The 16,341-nt window shown below is 56.6% G+C and carries 19 protein-coding genes and 1 pseudogene; 4 read left to right on the top strand and 16 right to left on the bottom strand.

The window, feature by feature from the left end; all coding sequences use genetic code 11:
- Positions 1–38 precede the first annotated feature (38 nt).
- The 3 genes from AC2FAK_RS04510 (at position 39) to dgcQ (ending at position 2,994) form a co-directional block, all read left to right on the top strand.
- Positions 39–959: a DUF808 domain-containing protein gene (locus AC2FAK_RS04510; protein ID WP_170942733.1), complete on the top strand. Its 921-nt coding sequence runs from the start codon at positions 39–41 to the stop codon at positions 957–959.
- A gap of 78 nt (positions 960–1,037) precedes the next feature.
- Positions 1,038–1,220 (top strand): YodC family protein, encoded by a 183-nt coding sequence (locus AC2FAK_RS04505; protein ID WP_013097745.1) that lies wholly within the window; start codon positions 1,038–1,040, stop codon positions 1,218–1,220.
- Between the two features lie 73 nt (positions 1,221–1,293).
- Positions 1,294–2,994: a cellulose biosynthesis regulator diguanylate cyclase DgcQ gene (gene dgcQ / locus AC2FAK_RS04500; RefSeq protein WP_095454575.1), complete on the top strand. Its 1,701-nt coding sequence runs from the start codon at positions 1,294–1,296 to the stop codon at positions 2,992–2,994.
- Here the strand turns inward: dgcQ and AC2FAK_RS04495 are convergent.
- The gene (locus AC2FAK_RS04495; protein WP_095454574.1) at positions 2,979–3,809 is read right to left on the bottom strand and encodes a mannosyl-3-phosphoglycerate phosphatase-related protein; all 831 of its coding nucleotides are present in this window, start codon (positions 3,807–3,809) and stop codon (positions 2,979–2,981) included. The two genes, dgcQ and AC2FAK_RS04495, sit on opposite strands and share 16 nt — an antisense overlap.
- A gap of 270 nt (positions 3,810–4,079) precedes the next feature.
- Positions 4,080–4,307: a YodD family peroxide/acid resistance protein gene (yodD, locus tag AC2FAK_RS04490; protein ID WP_013097742.1), complete on the bottom strand. Its 228-nt coding sequence runs from the start codon at positions 4,305–4,307 to the stop codon at positions 4,080–4,082.
- A gap of 128 nt (positions 4,308–4,435) precedes the next feature.
- Here yodD and dsrB point away from each other — a divergent pair, with 128 nt between their 5' ends.
- Positions 4,436–4,624, top strand: coding sequence for a protein DsrB (gene dsrB / locus AC2FAK_RS04485; protein WP_013097741.1), 189 nt, complete (start codon positions 4,436–4,438; stop codon positions 4,622–4,624).
- A 100-nt stretch (positions 4,625–4,724) separates the two neighbouring features.
- On the opposite strand, the gene rcsA is transcribed toward dsrB, so the two are convergent.
- From rcsA to fliF, 14 genes and pseudogenes are all read right to left on the bottom strand, one after another.
- Positions 4,725–5,348, bottom strand: a complete 624-nt coding sequence (gene rcsA / locus AC2FAK_RS04480) for a transcriptional regulator RcsA (protein ID WP_013097740.1) — start codon at positions 5,346–5,348, stop codon at positions 4,725–4,727.
- A 279-nt stretch (positions 5,349–5,627) separates the two neighbouring features.
- A pseudogene (fliR, locus tag AC2FAK_RS04475) lies at positions 5,628–6,429 on the bottom strand (flagellar biosynthetic protein FliR).
- A 7-nt stretch (positions 6,430–6,436) separates the two neighbouring features.
- Positions 6,437–6,706 carry a flagellar biosynthesis protein FliQ gene (fliQ, locus tag AC2FAK_RS04470; protein WP_008500315.1) on the bottom strand — a complete coding sequence of 90 codons (270 nt, stop codon included), beginning with the start codon at positions 6,704–6,706 and terminating at the stop codon, positions 6,437–6,439.
- Between the two features lie 10 nt (positions 6,707–6,716).
- Positions 6,717–7,454 (bottom strand): flagellar type III secretion system pore protein FliP, encoded by a 738-nt coding sequence (gene fliP, locus AC2FAK_RS04465; protein WP_013097738.1) that lies wholly within the window; start codon positions 7,452–7,454, stop codon positions 6,717–6,719.
- Positions 7,454–7,828, bottom strand: a complete 375-nt coding sequence (fliO, locus tag AC2FAK_RS04460) for a flagellar biosynthetic protein FliO (RefSeq protein WP_057072415.1) — start codon at positions 7,826–7,828, stop codon at positions 7,454–7,456. The genes fliP and fliO overlap by 1 nt, the downstream gene beginning before the upstream one ends.
- Positions 7,829–7,830: 2 nt before the next feature.
- Entirely contained in the window at positions 7,831–8,244 is a 414-nt protein-coding gene (gene fliN, locus AC2FAK_RS04455) for a flagellar motor switch protein FliN (RefSeq protein ID WP_008500318.1), read from the bottom strand.
- Positions 8,241–9,245: a flagellar motor switch protein FliM gene (fliM, locus tag AC2FAK_RS04450; protein WP_013097736.1), complete on the bottom strand. Its 1,005-nt coding sequence runs from the start codon at positions 9,243–9,245 to the stop codon at positions 8,241–8,243. Before fliM ends, fliN begins: the two co-directional genes overlap by 4 nt.
- Before the next feature lie 4 nt (positions 9,246–9,249).
- Positions 9,250–9,720: a flagellar basal body-associated protein FliL gene (gene fliL, locus AC2FAK_RS04445; protein ID WP_014832480.1), complete on the bottom strand. Its 471-nt coding sequence runs from the start codon at positions 9,718–9,720 to the stop codon at positions 9,250–9,252.
- Positions 9,721–9,826: 106 nt separating this feature from the next.
- Positions 9,827–11,062, bottom strand: coding sequence for a flagellar hook length control protein FliK (gene fliK / locus AC2FAK_RS04440; protein ID WP_095454573.1), 1,236 nt, complete (start codon positions 11,060–11,062; stop codon positions 9,827–9,829).
- Entirely contained in the window at positions 11,059–11,502 is a 444-nt protein-coding gene (gene fliJ, locus AC2FAK_RS04435) for a flagellar export protein FliJ (RefSeq protein ID WP_013097733.1), read from the bottom strand. Before fliJ ends, fliK begins: the two co-directional genes overlap by 4 nt.
- Positions 11,503–11,523: 21 nt before the next feature.
- Entirely contained in the window at positions 11,524–12,894 is a 1,371-nt protein-coding gene (gene fliI / locus AC2FAK_RS04430; protein WP_013097732.1) for a flagellar protein export ATPase FliI, read from the bottom strand.
- Positions 12,894–13,604: a flagellar assembly protein FliH gene (fliH, locus tag AC2FAK_RS04425; protein WP_013097731.1), complete on the bottom strand. Its 711-nt coding sequence runs from the start codon at positions 13,602–13,604 to the stop codon at positions 12,894–12,896. The genes fliI and fliH overlap by 1 nt, the downstream gene beginning before the upstream one ends.
- The gene (fliG, locus tag AC2FAK_RS04420; RefSeq protein ID WP_008500327.1) at positions 13,597–14,595 is read right to left on the bottom strand and encodes a flagellar motor switch protein FliG; all 999 of its coding nucleotides are present in this window, start codon (positions 14,593–14,595) and stop codon (positions 13,597–13,599) included. The genes fliH and fliG overlap by 8 nt, the downstream gene beginning before the upstream one ends.
- Positions 14,588–16,267: a flagellar basal-body MS-ring/collar protein FliF gene (fliF, locus tag AC2FAK_RS04415; RefSeq protein WP_023619799.1), complete on the bottom strand. Its 1,680-nt coding sequence runs from the start codon at positions 16,265–16,267 to the stop codon at positions 14,588–14,590. The genes fliG and fliF overlap by 8 nt, the downstream gene beginning before the upstream one ends.
- Positions 16,268–16,341: the final 74 nt, after the last annotated feature.

The following is a 16,341-nucleotide window of genomic DNA, read 5'->3' as shown; positions in this document are numbered from 1 at the left end:
TGTTCCATACTATTCACTTAATTAGCAAAAAAAGAAGGATAGTCATTTTGGCGGGAAGTAGCTTATTAACATTGCTGGACGATATTGCCACCTTGCTGGACGATATTTCCGTTATGGGAAAACTGGCGGCGAAGAAAACAGCAGGGGTTCTGGGGGATGATTTATCGCTAAATGCGCAACAGGTAAGCGGGGTGCGGGCTAACCGCGAGTTGCCGGTAGTATGGGGCGTGGCGAAAGGCTCATTCCTCAACAAGGTGATTCTGGTGCCGCTGGCGCTGCTGATCAGCGCCTTTATCCCCTGGGCGATTACGCCGCTGCTGATGATTGGCGGCGCATTTTTATGCTTTGAAGGGGTAGAGAAGGTGCTGCACTCCTTCGCCGCGAGGAAGAAGCACGACACGCCAGAAATGCGCCAGCAGCGTCTGGAAGCACTGGCTGCGCAGGATCCAAAAACCTTCGAACGCGATAAAATCAAGGGCGCCGTTCGTACCGACTTTATTCTGTCGGCGGAGATTGTGGCCATTACGCTGGGTATCGTGTCTGAATCGCCGCTGCTGAATCAGGTGCTGATCCTCTCCGGGATCGCCATTCTGGTGACGGTGGGGGTTTACGGCCTGGTAGGGCTTATCGTTAAACTCGATGATATTGGCTTCTGGCTGGAAGCGAAATCGAGCGCGGTAGCTAAAGGGATCGGTAAAAGCCTGCTGGTGCTCGCCCCGTGGTTGATGAAGAGTCTTTCCGTGGTGGGGACGCTGGCGATGTTTCTTGTCGGCGGTGGGATTGTGGTACACGGTATTGCGCCGCTGCACCATGCGATAGAACATTTTGCTGCACAGCAGGGCGCCGTGGTGGCGGCCATTCTGCCTACGCTGCTTAATCTGGTGCTGGGCTTTATTGTGGGCAGTATCGTGGTCGCCGCAGTGAAGCTGGTTGAAAAGCTGCGCGGTACGGCGCACTAATTGTTACCCGCGCCAGGATGCAAAAAGGCCATTCCTCGTCTAAATTGAAACAGTTTCACCCTGATACAGGAGGCAGGTATGGTCTTTTTGGTCAGTGATGAAGTTAAGCCTAAGAAGGGCGGCCCACGTATGATTGTCACCGGCTATTCCAGCGGAATGGTGGAGTGTCGGTGGCATGACGGTTACAGCATCAAGCGGGAAGCGTTTCGTGAAGATGAGCTTCAGCCGGGTGACGGGCGGCAAAAGCGTGACAAGGCTTAATCACTTAACGCCCGGCCTTGCCGGGCGTTTTTATATCAAGTATCGGGTGTAAGGAAGCGATCAGGGAGTATGTGTGCAGCGTGATACTTTTGTTGTAAGACGAACTTTTCTGCAATGGCTGCATAAGCGTAGCAATCCAGGTGCGATTGTTAATCTCTGTTTTCTGGTGGTACTGGTTTTTTCGACCCTCCTCACCTGGCGTGAAGTGGTGGTGCTGGAAGATGCCTATATCTCAAGCCAGCGCAACCATCTGGAAACAGTGGCCACGTCGCTGGACAGACAGCTTCAGTTCAGCGTGGACAAACTGCTTTTTTTTCGCCAGAGCATGCGCGATGCGCTCCAGACACCGCTGGCGTTTGATGTCCTGCGTGCAGCGGTGACACGCTTCAATGCAGACCGGTCTCGTCCTTTCTGGCAACTTGCCGTGGATACAAAACGTACGCTGCCCATCAACGGCGTATCGGATGCCTTTGTTGAAAAGACCACGCTGCTTAATCGCGACGATGAACTTCTCGATAATGAAGTGTCTGCTGCGCTTGAAGTGGGGTATTTGCTCAGGCTGGCCTCACCGGTCATGCGCAGCGAAGAACGGGTGGTCTATGTCTCCCGCGCCGGGTTTTACCTCTCCACGGAGACAGCGACAAAGACTGCCGATATTATCCCGCGCTATTACCATCTGGTGACCCAGCCCTGGTTTACGCAGCAAACGGAACGTAACAACCGTGCGCGCGCGGTGTTGTGGTTTATCACCTCGCCGTCAACCTGGACGGGCAACGAGCGCATGATCACCGCCAGCGTACCCATCTATTTTGACCATTACTGGTACGGCGTGGTGGCGATGGATTTTTCTCTCAATACCATGAAACGGATGCTGGCCGACGCGACGGATGACCACGCCGAGGGCGAATATCAGCTGTATGATACCCGGCTCAATATGATTGCCTCTTCTGAAGCGTCCACAAGCGAGGCCAACCATTTTGATGAGCGTGAAACGGCACAGATTGCCCATGCTATTGAGAGCAATACCGGCGGCGGGATCCGGCTCGGCAGCCGTTTTGTCAGCTGGGAGCGGCTCGACCATTTTGACGGGGTTATCCTGCGGGTCCATACCCTGCATGAAGGCGTAAAAGGCGACTTCGGCAGCATCAGTATCGTGCTGGCGCTGCTGTGGGCGCTCTTCACCGCTATGCTGCTGATCTCCTGGCTGGTGATCCGCCGGATGGTCAGCAACATGTACACGCTCCAGCACTCGTTGCAGTGGCAGGCCTGGCACGATCCGCTCACCCGCCTCCATAACCGTGGGGCGCTGTTCGAGCGGGCAAAAGCGCTGGCCGGGCAATGTCAGGCGCAGTCGCTGCCGTTCTCGGTTATCCAGATCGATCTCGATAATTTTAAAAGCATCAATGACCGCTTCGGCCATCAGGCCGGAGATAAGGTGCTGTCTCATGCGGCGGGGCTGATTGCCAGCGCCCTGCGTAAGAACGACGTTGCCGGGCGCGTGGGCGGGGAAGAGTTTTGCGTGGTCCTGCCGGGTATCGGGCTGGAGGAGGCGAGAGCGGTGGCGGAACGCATACGCTCACGCATCGACAGCAAAGAGCTCCTGGTGAAAAAGAGCACGACGTTGCGTATCAGCGCGTCGATGGGGGTCAGCTGCGCGCAGGAGAAGGGGAATTACGACTTCGAACAACTGCAGTCGATTGCGGATGCCCGGCTGTATCTGGCAAAACAGCGCGGCCGCAACCAGGTGGTGTGGGACGATCAGGACAAGAAGTGATCCAGCCCTTCATGCCAGCCCGCCGGTCCTGCTTGCTGCGTGTGATACACCCGGGCAGGGTTATCGTCGCGCAGCGTGATGCCCTGGCGGTTAATGCCTTTGATCACCACCGCGAAGTCGACGCTGTCGAGCAGGGGCGCATCATTCGGGCCATCGCCCAGCCCAAGCGTTGTGGGCATCATGCCTTCCTGTTCGCGATACTGCGCAATCAGCCAGTTCACCGCCACGTCCTTTCCGCAGCGGGCGTCCAGAATGTGCCAGAAGCGGGCACCCTGCAGGCATTTCAGACCGCGCTGCGCCAGCTCCTCTTCAAACTGCACCATTTTCTCATCGGTGTCGCGCCAGATGAGCGTGACAGAGGCTTCATGTTTACGCGCAAGCGTGGAACGATAGCGGCTCAGCCCCGTCCATTCGCCGATCACCCGGTCATCGACATCGTCAAAGGTGGTGAATTTATACCCTGCCTGCAGGCGGATTTGCTCGATGAACGGGCGAATGTCGCGGTGAAGCATTCCCATAGTATGGCGCTGCGCCTTTTCCCAACGGACATCGGGTTGGATGACTGCGCCGTTTTCGGCAATAAAGGGTAACCCCTCGAGGCCCAGATCCTGCTGAATATCCTGCATCTCCGCTGCGGTTTTGCTGCTGCACAGAATGAGCGGTACCTGAAAATCCTGCAGCTTATCCAGCCAGGGCATTGCCGGCTGCCAGGCGTAGGTATGAATATCCAGCAACGAACCATCCAGGTCGGAAAAAACCAGCAGGGTGTCCTGCAGGGAAGGCCGTGCAGCTCCCGATTGCGAATAGCGCTTCATCTAAGAATATTCCTAAAAAAATAGGACTGTCGGAAGGGAAACGCGCGGAACCGATCCCGCCAAACCCGCATTCGACGTACCTTGCTGCTCATAACAAAAATTCACGTTTAGAAAATATAATATTCGCCACGAGAATATATGCTTGTCAGGCAAAATCGTTGAGGATAGTGTTTCGACTACATCAGATTTCCTGGTGTAACGAATTTTCAAGTGCTTCTTGCATAAGCAAGTTTGATCCCGGCCATCCCCATGACCGGGATTTTTTTCGCCTTAACGATTCGCTTCAGACACGCTAAAGTCATGGATATCAAGCTCGAAGGCCTCGGCCAGTTCACGGTAGGTGTGATAATCCCTTCCGTTGACGATGACCCGGTCAGAGTTGTCATCCGTACGACGAACTTCTGACTCACTGATCTCATTGATGGCGGCCAACAGGGCATCGACATCCACTTCGACCTCGCGTTTGATGGTGTCGCTGTACTCTTTATCGGTCTTCATTTCGGGGTCCTCATTCAACCGTGTCCAACATTGATTATAGACTGAACACAAAAACGCCATTCGCGCGCCGTGGCGATGTGTGATTTTGCGTTTTGTTCTACACTGGCTCAAAACCACAGGAGGAACGTATGAAGGTTAACGATCGGGTTACTGTCAAAACGGACGGTGGACCGCGCCGCCCGGGGGTGGTACTGGCAATTGAAGAGTTTAGTGAAGGTACAATGTATCTGGTATCACTGGAAGACTACCCGCTCGGCATCTGGTTCTTTAACGAACTGGGGCATCCGGATGGCATCTTTGTGGAGAAAGCGGAGTAATACAGCGTCGGGTGCCCGGGTGCATGCCCGACAGCGCCCGTAAAAGCAAAAATCTCTGGCCAGGCCAGAGATCGTGTAGGGTACTCAAGGTCTTATGCAACTAACGCATGTTGACGAAAATCCCGTTCGTCACATTATCGGTCAGGCGGACAACGTGGTAGATCACTTGCTTATTATGGGTTTTAATCTTCCTTTTAATATTTCCTTTATGTGACGAAACGGTTTTCGCTTTAATATTCATCTGGTCTGAAATTTGAATCGTTCCTTGCCCGGCCATCCACATTCGCAGCATGCTTGATTCAGTTCTGCTTAATGATAGGGTGGGTAAGTTAACCGCTCCTACATTCTTAACTTCCTTATTCAAATAATCCCCCAGAATGTCATCCAGCGACTCTGGTTTTATCGATTTAGAACTGATCAATAAATTTTTACGGACCAACAAATACTCATCGAAATGGATATTTGCGATCGCCATAAAAACAATAAACAGGGTTTTAGGATGCTGATTAATGATTTGCTTAATGTGCTGACTGTTGGCTGGATCGTGAATGAAACAGTCCTCATTAATAAACACCACGCCTGGTTTGAGTTCATCACAAGCGGCTGCGAGCTCCTCAACGGTGTGTGCGTCGTTGATGTCTCTCTTTCTTACCCCTCTGCTTGCCAGATACCCGGTTAACCCTAGCCGGGTGTAGCTGCATAAATCCATAATGATCGTTGACATGGCATACCCTCACTCAATGCGTAACGATAATTCACCATCTGCCTGAGAGCTCATAAACAGCCATACGGGATGGAAAAAATTAATAAACCTGTGAGCATGACAAAGACTTTCAGGCGGACTCACTATCCCGTAAAGTTACGTATAATTTGCCAGGAATCATCTTAAAGTAAAGTAAATATTAAGTATTGTGAGGTGGTTAGAAACAATTAAACCGCGTCAGATATATCCTGGAAGATGTTTTTCGTGTTTTATTTTAGGAATATCCTCAGAAAGACAATATCAACTGTGAGGACTATTATTTACGTGGCAGCTCGCTGACAATATCCGCTAACAGGTTGAATATCTCGCCGAATAAATGCTCACAGAAGGGGGCGATAAGTGGCATTAGCAATGACATTAATAAAATTCCCACCGTCAGCGTCAGCGGAAAACCAATGACGAACACCGACAGTTGCGGGGCCATGCGGTTGAGTAAACCCAACGCCAGGTTCACGGTCAGGAGCAGGGTGATGATCGGCAGCGCCAGCATCAATCCGTTGAGGAACACCAGCCCTGCGGCGCGGGTGAGTGCCAGGAACGCATTGCTGTTAACCGGGTTTTCCCCAATCGGCAGCGTGTGGAAGGTGTCCACCAGCATGGAGATGAGCCACAGATGGCCGTTAAATGACAGGAAAAGCAGCATCGCCAGCATATCGATAATGCGCGCCAGCACCGGCATGTTGAGGTGGCTGCCGGGGTCGACAAACGTGGCGAACGATAGCCCCATCTGCAGGCCGATCAGTTCCCCGGCGGTGCGCACGGCCGCAAAGGCCAGTTGCATGGTAAAACCAACCGCGACGCCAATCAGAATTTGCTGCAACGCCACCCATACCGCATTGGCCGAGAAGATCGGAATATTCACCGGAGGCAGGGAAGGGGCAACGATGATGGTGATGATGATGCCCAGCCCCACTTTGACCCGCTTCGGGATCGCTTTTTCGCTCAGAATCGGGGCGGTGGTGATCAGCGCCAGGATGCGCAGCATGGGCCAGAAATAGACCCCAAGCCACTGAATCCACTGGTCGCTGGTAAAATGGAGCATCGTCGCGTCAGCCGATGATGTACGGCAGATTGGTAAACAGGTTACGCATGTAGTCCAGCAGCAGATTGAGCATCCACGGCCCGGCAACAATGATTGCCACGAACACGGCGATGATTTTCGGAATGAACGAGAGCGTCATTTCGTTAATCTGCGTGGCGGCCTGCAGAATACTGATGATCAGACCGGTCACCAGGGCGACAAGCAGCAGAGGCGCGGCAACGGCAATCGCGATTTTCATCGCTTCCGTGCCCATCATCATGACCGATTCTGGCGTCATTGCGCGCTCCTCAACTGTAGAAACTCTGCGCCAGCGAACTGACCAGCAGCTGCCAGCCGTCGACCAGCACAAAGAGCATGATCTTAAAGGGCAGGGCAATGGTGGCTGGCGGTACCATCATCATACCGAGCGCCATCAGTACGCTGGCGATCACCAGATCGATAATCAGGAACGGAATAAAGATGGTAAAGCCAATCTGGAAGGCGGTTTTCAGCTCGCTGGTGACGTACGCAGGCAGCAGTATGCGCATCGGCACGGCTTCCGGGCCCTGCAGCTCCCCGGTGTTGGAAAGGCGGGCAAAGAGAGCCAGATCCGCTTCGCGCGTCTGGCGCAGCATGAATTCACGCAGCGGCTGCGCGCCTTTCTCCAGCGCCTCCTGCATGGAGATTTTATCTTCACTGAACGGCTGGTAGGCGTCGGTATAAATCTTGTCGATGACCGGCGACATGATAAAAAAGGTCAAAAACAGGGCCAGGCCCAGCAGCACCTGGTTCGGCGGGGCGGAAGGGGTACCCAGCGCATTTCGCAGCAGGCCAAAGACAATGATGATGCGGGTAAAGCTGGTCATCATCAGCAGGATCGCCGGAATAAAGGTCAGCGAGGTGATGAACACCAGCGTCTGAACCGGGAGCGACCAGCTTTGTCCGCCGCCCGCCAGAGGGGTTGAAACCAGACCGGGCAGTTGCGCATAAACCGCAGGAGCAAACAGGCCAACGCCCGCGAGCGTCAGGGATAACAAACGGCGCATCAGGATCTCCCGGAACGCTTAAGCAAGCTCTTCATGACGGACTGGAAATCCGCAGGGGTTTCTGCACGCTCATCACTGATAGCAGGGGCGGGCGGCAGTTTATGTAAAACGTTGACGTTTGACGCGGTGACGCCCAGCACCAGCCGCGCGTCCTCAACGTCTACGATGACCACGCGCTCGCGTGGCCCCAGTGTTGTACTGGCGCTGACCTTCAGACCGCGCGTCCCGGCGGTTTTACCCGCCAGGCCAAAACGCTTCGCCAGCCAGGCGGCGATAAGAATAAAGGCAATAATACCGAGCAACGCACCGCTCACCTGGAGCAGCGGTGAGCCGGGAACGGCGGAAGGTTGTGATACTGTTGCCTGGGTTTTCATTCTTAACGGCTCAGACGACGCATGCGCTCAGACGGGGTAATGATGTCGGTGATACGCACGCCGTATTTATCGGCCACGACCACCACTTCACCCTGAGCAATCAGATACCCGTTGATCAGGATATCCAGCGGCTCACCGGCCAGACCGTCGAGGGCCACGACGGAACCCTGCGTCAGACGCAGCAGTTCTTTAATGGTCATGCGGGTGCGGCCCAGCTCAACGGTCAGCTTAACCGGGATATCCATAATCAGGTCGATGTCCTGCAGCGTGCCGCTGACATCACCGCCGCCTAACTGCTGGAAGACGGCATCCGCTGCACTTTTGGCCGGGGTCGCTTTTTGCTCGTTTAACGCGTCAGCCCACAGATCGTCCAGTGCTCCGCTGTTTTCATCGGACGGATTGTTCATGTCACTCATTTGGGCTGTTCCTCATTCAGCGAATTCAAAATCGGGTTGATCAAGTGCTCAACGCGTAACGCATACTGGCCGTTAATTGTGCCGTACTGACTTGTCAGCACGGGGACACCATCCACATGGGCAATAATGCGGTCGGGTTTTTCTATCGGCAAAACGTCACCGGGTTGTAATTTCAGGATCTGGGATAACCGCAGCGGAATATCGGCAAAGCTCGCCACCAGTTCAAGCTGTGAATGCTGGACCTGGCGCACCAGGTTTTCACGCCAGTTCTGATCTTCATGACGTGAGTTCTCCAGCGGCGGGTTGACCAGCAGCTCGCGCAGCGGTTCGATCATGCTGAACGGCAGGCAGATGTTGAACTCGCCGGTCAGGTTACCGATCTCCACGTGGAATGGTGTGTTGACGACGATGTCGTTCGGAGAGGTGGTGATGTTGGTAAATTTCACCTGCATCTCAGAACGCACATACTCCACTTCCAGCGGGTTAATGGCCTTCCACGCGTCGCTGTATGACTCCAGCGCCAGTTTCAGCATGCGGTTAATGACGCGCTGTTCGGTGTGGGTGAATTCACGACCTTCTACTTTGGTCGGGAAGCGCCCGTCGCCGCCGAACAGGTTATCCACCGCAATGAACACCAGGCTTGGGGAAAACACCACCAGACCTGTGCCGCGCAGCGGTTTCAAATGGATCAGGTTAAGGTTGGTTGGCACCGGCAGGTTGCGGGCAAACTCATGATACGGCTGAATGCGGATCGCACCGACCGTGATATCCGGGCTACGACGCAGCAGGTTAAACAGCCCCATACGGAACTGACGTGCAAAACGTTCGTTAATGATCTCCAGCGCCTGCAGACGTTCACGTACCACGCGACGCTGGGTATTCGGGTCATAGGGACGAATATCGCTATCGCCGCCAATGCCCGGTTGCGGATCATCACTCTTATCGCTGTCGCCGTTGAGCAGCGCATCGATTTCTGCCTGAGAAAGAATACTGTCGCCCATGTCGTTACCGCAGAATAAAGGCTGTATACAGAACGTCAGTGACTTCCTGCTTAGGTTGGCCGTTCACCAGCGGGGTCGCCAGCGTTTGCTTAATAGCGTCGACCAGCTTTTGCTTACCTTCATCGGTGGCAAGCGTTGAAGCGTCCTGACGAGAGAACAGCAGCAGCAGACGGCTGCGCACTTCCGGAAGGTAATCGTTCAGTCGGGAACGGGTGGCTTCATCTTTCAGGCGCAGCGTGATGCCGACATACAGCACACGATCCGCATCACCGAGGTTGACGGTGAAGGTATCCAGCGGGAAGAACACCGGTGCCGGCGGAGGTGGCAGTTCGGCTTTGGCCGCAGCAGTAGAAGGTTTCTGCTGCATGCGCCAGTAACTATAGCCCGCGGTAGCGCAGGCGGCGAGCGTGATTAACACCAGCAGCGGGATCCAGATGGAACGCTTACTTTTTTTGGTGATCGCGGAGTCAGTCATCTGATACGAGCTTCCTGTTTCGGTACAGCTTAATATGGTGATTATCCCGTGTCCGGCTGACGTCAAAGCGTGGAAAAGACGGGGATAATCACGCTACCTCTGGCGTTTAGGCGAAGATGTCTACGGCGCGGTTGCCGCTCGCAGCGGATTGCAGGGCTGCCGGGGTCGGCAGCAACTCATCGCTCTCTTCAGTAAATCCGCCATGTTGGCCGGAACGCGACGCCTGCTGTTGCTGCTGGGACGAAGACTGCTGCTGCCCGGCAAAGCTCTCGCTGCTGACGCTACTCTGCGTAAGCTGAATGCCGTTTTCCGCCAGTGACGTACGCAGTACCGGCAGGGCGGCTTCCAGTGCAGCACGCACGTGGCCGTGCGCAGACACCATCTGCAGCTGCGCCTGGTCATTATCCAGCTTCAGCGAAATGTGCACCTGGCCCAGATCTTCCGGGTTCAGGCGCAACTCTGCGGTTTGCTGTCCTTGCTTCGCAAACAGCGTGATGTGCTGGCTCAGGTTCTGTTGCCATTCGTGGGTGCCGAGCGGCTGACTCAGCACCGGAGCAGTGGCAACGGTTGCGACAGGCTGCGCGGTGGCGTGGCTGGAGACAATCGGCGCCAGGGTGGCGGTTGGTGTTGAAGACGAAGACGCGCTGGCAAGATCCTGTTTCTCGGCCGCGACGGCGAGCGCTGGCGTCGCTGGTGTGTTGGCCGGCAGGGACGGATCAACGTTTTGCGCCTGCCCGGCGAAAGACGGCTGCGCGTTATCCTTACCCGTCAGGGCGCTGCCCAGTGCGTGTGCAGACGTGCCGTTTTGCGTAAGCGTCGTGGCGGCCAGGGCTGACGTTGCTTTGAGTCCATCACTGCCCGCGCCTTTCGCCGTGACCGGCGTGGAGGTCTGCTGGTGCGGCAGCATGGCCATCAGCGCGCTTAAGCCCGCCAGCTCTTCTTCGCTCAGTTCGGTTTTGCTGTTATCGGCACTATTCGCCGTGGTCAACGTCTTCAGGGCATCGCCCTTAGCGGCAGGCATCAGCCCGGAGACCAGCGTTTGTAGCGGCGTCGTCTGCGCCGTTTCATCGCCAGCCTGCGTGGATTGACGCGCGAGCAGATCGGCAATTTTCGCCTGCAGGGTGGACTCTCCCCCGGCGTCCTTCGCGACCTTTGACAGCTTGCTGCCAGCCGCCTTCAGGTCGGCCAGCGTCAGCGGCGCATCTTTGCCCTGACCGCTGGCGTCCGTTAACGCGCCCGCCAGCAGAGAAAGAAAGTCTTGCGCACCGTCGGTGCCTTTCCCCGTTTGCATGCCGCCTGACAGGTCGCTGTCGGTCATCAGCAGTTGTTGCAGTGTGATCATTCCGGTTTCCTCATTGATGCGCGCTGGGCAAACTCATCCATTTTTTTCTGATCCTGGCGGTTTTCCGCCAGCGTCGCCGCGGCAATCTGCCGGTCCTGTAAGGTCTGCCAGGCCTGCAGTCGCTGCTTCTTCTCGCGCCAGAAATTCAGCGCGGTGTCGACTTTTTGGGTCCATTGCTGAAGCTGCTGGCGATGCTGTTCTATCGCCTTCTCCAGCGTCTGAATAAACTGCTGATAGTTAATCCAGCGCTGGCTTCCAATGCCCTGTGTCATATCGGTATTGAGGTTGGTGCGATACTCATGCTGATAGTCGATTAACATCTTCAACTGCTCTTCAGCCTGCTGGCACCCGCGTCGCATTGCGCCAAGCTGCAATGCGGCATCATCAACTTCTTTTTCAGCCAGATCTTTCAGCGTTGATAACGCGCTGTTTTGCGCCATGACCGTCGCCCTCCACCTGTGTTACACCTGCGGGAAAATCAGCTCCAGAGCCTGAATCGAATCTTCCCAGTCGGCACGTTCAAATATGCCTTGTTGCAAAAAGGCCTCCAGCTGCGGCCACAGGCTAATCGCTTTGTCGAGCATGGGATCGCTACCTTTGGCATACGCTCCCACGCTCACCAGGTCGCGGTTGCGCTGGAAGCTGGAGAGCAGTTGTTTGAAGTTACGCACGCGGGCGTAGTGCTTCTCGGTAATCAGTGCCGTCATTGCGCGGCTGATGGATGCTTCAATATCAATGGCCGGATAGTGTCCGGCTTCGGCCAGGCGACGCGATAACACAATATGACCGTCGAGGATCGCACGCGCAGAGTCGGCAATCGGGTCCTGCTGGTCGTCGCCTTCGGTCAGCACCGTATAAAACGCGGTAATGGAGCCACCGCCGCTAATGCCGTTCCCTGCGCGTTCAACCAGCGCCGGGAGTTTGGCAAAGACCGACGGCGGATAGCCTTTGGTGGCCGGTGGCTCACCGATGGCCAGCGCGATTTCACGCTGCGCCATCGCGTAACGGGTCAGGGAGTCCATGATCAGCAGCACGTGCTGGCCTCGGTCACGGAAATCTTCGGCGATACGGGTGGCATAGGCTGCCCCCTGCATACGCAGCAACGGGGAGACATCCGCCGGGGCGGCGATGACCACCGAGCGGGCGCGGCCTTCCGCACCCAGGATGTTTTCAATGAAGTCTTTAACTTCACGACCACGTTCACCGATCAGCCCCACGACGATCACATCGGCCTGGGTGTAACGGGCCATCATGCCGAGCAGGACCGATTTACCCACCCCTGAGCCGGCGAACAGCCCCATACGCTGGCCGCGACCGACGGTCAGCAGGGCGTTGATCGGGCGCACACCGGTATCAAGAACATGTTCGATCGGGGTACGCTGCAGGGGGTTAAACGGTTGGGTGATCAGCGCGCCGGTTTCGGTGGTGTCCGGGGCGGGAAGGCCGTCGAGCGGTTTACCGCTGCCGTCCAGCACGCGGCCCAGCAGGGCAGGGCCGAGCGGGAGTTGCTTACCACTTTGCAGACCATCGCCGATGATGTTTTTCGCATAGACGCGCGCGCCGGGCAGAATGCCTTCCACCTCTTCAAGCGGCATCAGGAAAAGACGCTGGCCGTTAAAGCCCACCACTTCGCTTTCCACTTCTCGCGTTTCCTGCCCATCCTGACGCTCGATCACGCAGGTGGCCCCCAGAGGCAACTGCAGGCCGGTGGCTTCCAGCACCAGACCGGTGGCGCGGGTCAGGCGGCCATAACGACGAACAGATGGCAGTTGCGCCATCTTCGTTTCAAAGTTATCGAGCGTGTTGAGCCAGCGAGTGAGGCGTGCGGTCATCAGACGACTCCCGGTGCCGCCAGGCGGCACAGTTCCTGCCAGCGGGTGGCGACGCTGGCATCCAGATCGCCTTCATCGGCGGAGACTTTGCATCCGCCGTGATGTAACGACGGGTCACCGCGCAGACGCCAGCCGTGCAGGCTCAGCGTGGCACCGAGACTCTCTTCCACGCGCTGGAGATCGTCCGGATGAACGCGCAGCTGCGGTTTCCCGCTGAACAACGGCTCTTGCTGCAGCAGGCCCTGAATTTGTTTGATCAGCGCTGAATTATCGACCGCCGGGGTCTGGCCAATTACCTGACGGGCCGCTTCCAGCGCCATCTGCATCAACCGGGAAGCAATCACGCTGTCCAGCGCATCCAGGGTGTGCTGGAACTCGCTGACCAGCTGCTGCATACGGGCATGGAGAGGCGCCTGCTGCTGGCGCGCCTGCTCAATACCCTGTTCTAACCCTTTCGCCAGACCTTCCTGATAACCCTGGTCATGGCCTTTCTGTCGGCCTTCATTCAGACCTGCATTAAAACCCTGCTCATGCGCCTGCATTTGTAACTGCGCCAGCATCTGCGTGCGCTGTTCTTCTTCGCTCAGTTCAGGCGCCTCGACGTCGGTGTCGCCCTCCTCGGGCGACGCTACTACAGCCGGGGTGAATTCAGAGAGGGCAGGGGCCAGATCGTCAGGCGTCCAGCGCTTCCACGGCAGCTCATTAGACATAGGTGTCGTCTCCGCTGCCAATTACCATCTCGCCGGTTTCTGCCAGACGACGAACGATGAGCAGGATCGCTTTCTGTTCGTTTTCCACCTGAGACAGACGCACCGGGCCACGGTTGGCAAGGTCGTCGCGCAGGATATCTGCCGCACGCTGGGACATGTTGCGCAGGAACTTCTCGCGCAGCGGCTGTTCGGCACCTTTGAGGGCGATAAGCAGCGACTCGGAGTCCACTTCCTGGAGCAGGCGCTGGATGCTGCGGTCGTCCACTTCGACCAGGTTTTCGAACAGGAACATCTCGTCGATAATTTTCTGCGCCAGCTCGCCGTCGAATTCGCGAACCGCCGTAATAACGGCTTCTTCCTGCTGCGTTTTCATCAGGTTGATGATTTCCGCCGCCGTTCTCACGCCGCCCATTTTGCTGCGCTTGAGGTTCTGGCCGTCGAGCAGGTTGTTCAGCACTTCGGTCAGCTCCGCCAGCGCCGCTGGCTGGACACCGCCGAAGGTGGCGATACGCAGCATCACATCGTGACGCAGGCGCTCTTCGAACAGCGCCAGAATATCGGCTGCCTGACCACGTTTGAGGTGAACCAGGATGGTGGCGATAATCTGCGGGTGCTCGTCGCGAATAAGGTCGGCGGCACTCTGCGGCTCCATAAAGTTGAGCGTTTCGATCCCGCTGGCGGTATCGCGCGTTTCGAGAATGTCCTCCAGCAGGCTGGCGGCACGCTCTTCGCCCAGCGCCTTGACCAGCACGGAGCGCAGATAGTCGTTGGCGTTGACGTTGAGCGCTGCAAACTGTTCGGCTTCTTGCTCAAACTCCGACAACACTTCGGTCAGCTGTTTGTTGGAGATCTGACGCACGTTGGCCATGGCCGCACTCAGAATTTGTACTTCTCGCTGGGAGAGGTGTTTAAACACCTCTGCCGCACGATCTTCGCCAATGGTCATCAGCAGGATGACGCTTTTATCGGTGCCCGTAAGCGTATTACTCATGTTCGTTACCCATCCACTGGCGGATGACCAGCGCCACGACGCGCGGATCGTTATCTGACATTTCGCGAATGCGCTGGCTCATGACCTCAGCACCCATGCGCTGGTTAGCACGACGCTGCTGCATCTGTTCGTCTTTGCTGAGGCGGACTTCAACCGCTTCTTCCACTTCCTGACGCGCGTTCATCTGTTCGCGAGCCGCTTTCTCGGCTTCTGCACGACGCTGCAACTGAGGACGAACGCCCTTACGCCACAGCAGCCAGGCGACAATCAGCACCAGCAGCCAGCGTCCTGCAGACATCAGCTGATCGATAAACGCCTGCTGTTGCCAGAACGGCAGCTCACCGCCGGTCTCATCTACCGGGTTAAACGGTGAATTCACCACGTTGAGGCTATCGCCACGCTTCTCGGAGTAACCCATCGCTTCACGGGTCAGGTCTTCGATCTGCTTCATCTGCTCTGCCGTCAGCGGCAGCGGTTTGCCATTCGGCAGCGTTTTGTAGTTCACCACGACGGCCACCGACAGACGCTGAATATCACCCACGTTCAGTTTCGTGTGGCGGATAGTCCGATCCACTTCATAGTTGGTGGTTTCGTTACGGCTGCTGGTACGTGGACCGGCATTGCTGGCCGTCGAGGTTGTGGTCTGCTGATTTTGCTGACCGTTCTGCTGATTAGCCGGCGGCGTGGAAATAGGGGCCGCGTTAGCCGGGGCAGGCTGGTTAGAGAGTGCGCCCGGCACGCCGCCTGGGTATGCACCGCCAACCTGTTCGTTTTCGTTAACCTGGCGAGAGCGCATCACTGCCTGAGCCGGATCGCCGTTCGGGCGGTACTGCTCTTCGGTCTGTTCTTTATTAGAGAAGTCGATCTGCGCGGTAACCTGGGCATGGACGTTGCTGTTACCCACAACCGGGCCGAGGATCGCTTCGATGCGGCGCTGGAGGCGCGCTTCCACATCGGCGGCATATTTCAGCTGCGCGTCATTCAGATCGCGCCCGGCGGTATTGCTTTGGGTCAGCAGGTGACCACTCTGGTCAACCAGCGTGACGTTACCCGGCGGTAAACCGGCGACGGCGCTGGAGACTAAATGCGTGACCGCACTGATTTGCCCTTCATCCAGCGCCCGGCCGGGTTCAAGGTTGACGGTGACGGAAGCCGACGGGGATTTCTGTTCGCGGACAAACAGGGACGGTTTAGGCATGGCAAGGTGCACGCGGGCGCTCTTCACCGGGCCTAATGTTTCAATCGTGCGGGCCAGCTCACCTTCCAGCGCACGCTGGTAGTTCACCTGCTCGCTGAACTGGCTGATACCGAACTTTTCCTGATCCAGCAGTTCAAAACCCACCGCGCCGCCCTTCGGCAGGCCCTGCTGCGCCAGGCGCAGACGGAGTTCATGGACTTTATCTGCCGGTACCTCAAGCGCACCCCCGTTATCGGCGAAGCGATAAGGGATGTTCATTTGAGTCAGTTGGGTGACGATGGCGCCGCCATCCTGATCGGAAAGGTTGCTGTAAAGCGTGCGGTAATCAGGACTTTTCGCCCACAACACCATCGCTACAAGGATCGCAATTGCGGCAGCGCCTGCCACGATCAACGGGATTTTAGGATTCGCGCGAAGGCGGTTCATCCACTCGAGTGATTTATTCTGCGGCGCTGTCGATGCTGCTGCACTCATTGCGCACCTCTTAAATCCTGGTGGTTTACGTTATTCGTGTAGAGAAACAAAACTGACTCCCGGGTCGGCAAACA

It is taken from the genome of Enterobacter cloacae complex sp. 394F7, from assembly GCF_057320385.1.
The sequence above is the reverse complement of the archived record's forward strand: the minus strand, read 5'-3'. Positions and strand labels throughout refer to the sequence as shown.

Excerpts from the sequence above, each read along its gene's own strand:
- AC2FAK_RS04505 (WP_013097745.1), top strand. The coding sequence starts at position 1,038 with ATGGTCTTTTTGGTCAGTGATGAAGTTAAGCCTAAGAAGGGCGGCCCA.
- AC2FAK_RS04495 (WP_095454574.1), bottom strand. The coding sequence starts at position 3,809 with ATGAAGCGCTATTCGCAATCGGGAGCTGCACGGCCTTCCCTGCAGGAC.
- yodD (WP_013097742.1), bottom strand. The coding sequence starts at position 4,307 with ATGAAGACCGATAAAGAGTACAGCGACACCATCAAACGCGAGGTCGAA.
- dsrB (WP_013097741.1), top strand. The coding sequence starts at position 4,436 with ATGAAGGTTAACGATCGGGTTACTGTCAAAACGGACGGTGGACCGCGC.
- rcsA (WP_013097740.1), bottom strand. The coding sequence starts at position 5,348 with ATGTCAACGATCATTATGGATTTATGCAGCTACACCCGGCTAGGGTTA.
- fliQ (WP_008500315.1), bottom strand. The coding sequence starts at position 6,706 with ATGACGCCAGAATCGGTCATGATGATGGGCACGGAAGCGATGAAAATC.
- fliP (WP_013097738.1), bottom strand. The coding sequence starts at position 7,454 with ATGCGCCGTTTGTTATCCCTGACGCTCGCGGGCGTTGGCCTGTTTGCT.
- fliO (WP_057072415.1), bottom strand. The coding sequence starts at position 7,828 with ATGAAAACCCAGGCAACAGTATCACAACCTTCCGCCGTTCCCGGCTCA.
- fliN (WP_008500318.1), bottom strand. The coding sequence starts at position 8,244 with ATGAGTGACATGAACAATCCGTCCGATGAAAACAGCGGAGCACTGGAC.
- fliM (WP_013097736.1), bottom strand. The coding sequence starts at position 9,245 with ATGGGCGACAGTATTCTTTCTCAGGCAGAAATCGATGCGCTGCTCAAC.
- fliL (WP_014832480.1), bottom strand. The coding sequence starts at position 9,720 with ATGACTGACTCCGCGATCACCAAAAAAAGTAAGCGTTCCATCTGGATC.
- fliK (WP_095454573.1), bottom strand. The coding sequence starts at position 11,062 with ATGATCACACTGCAACAACTGCTGATGACCGACAGCGACCTGTCAGGC.
- fliJ (WP_013097733.1), bottom strand. The coding sequence starts at position 11,502 with ATGGCGCAAAACAGCGCGTTATCAACGCTGAAAGATCTGGCTGAAAAA.
- fliI (WP_013097732.1), bottom strand. The coding sequence starts at position 12,894 with ATGACCGCACGCCTCACTCGCTGGCTCAACACGCTCGATAACTTTGAA.
- fliH (WP_013097731.1), bottom strand. The coding sequence starts at position 13,604 with ATGTCTAATGAGCTGCCGTGGAAGCGCTGGACGCCTGACGATCTGGCC.
- fliG (WP_008500327.1), bottom strand. The coding sequence starts at position 14,595 with ATGAGTAATACGCTTACGGGCACCGATAAAAGCGTCATCCTGCTGATG.
- fliF (WP_023619799.1), bottom strand. The coding sequence starts at position 16,267 with ATGAGTGCAGCAGCATCGACAGCGCCGCAGAATAAATCACTCGAGTGG.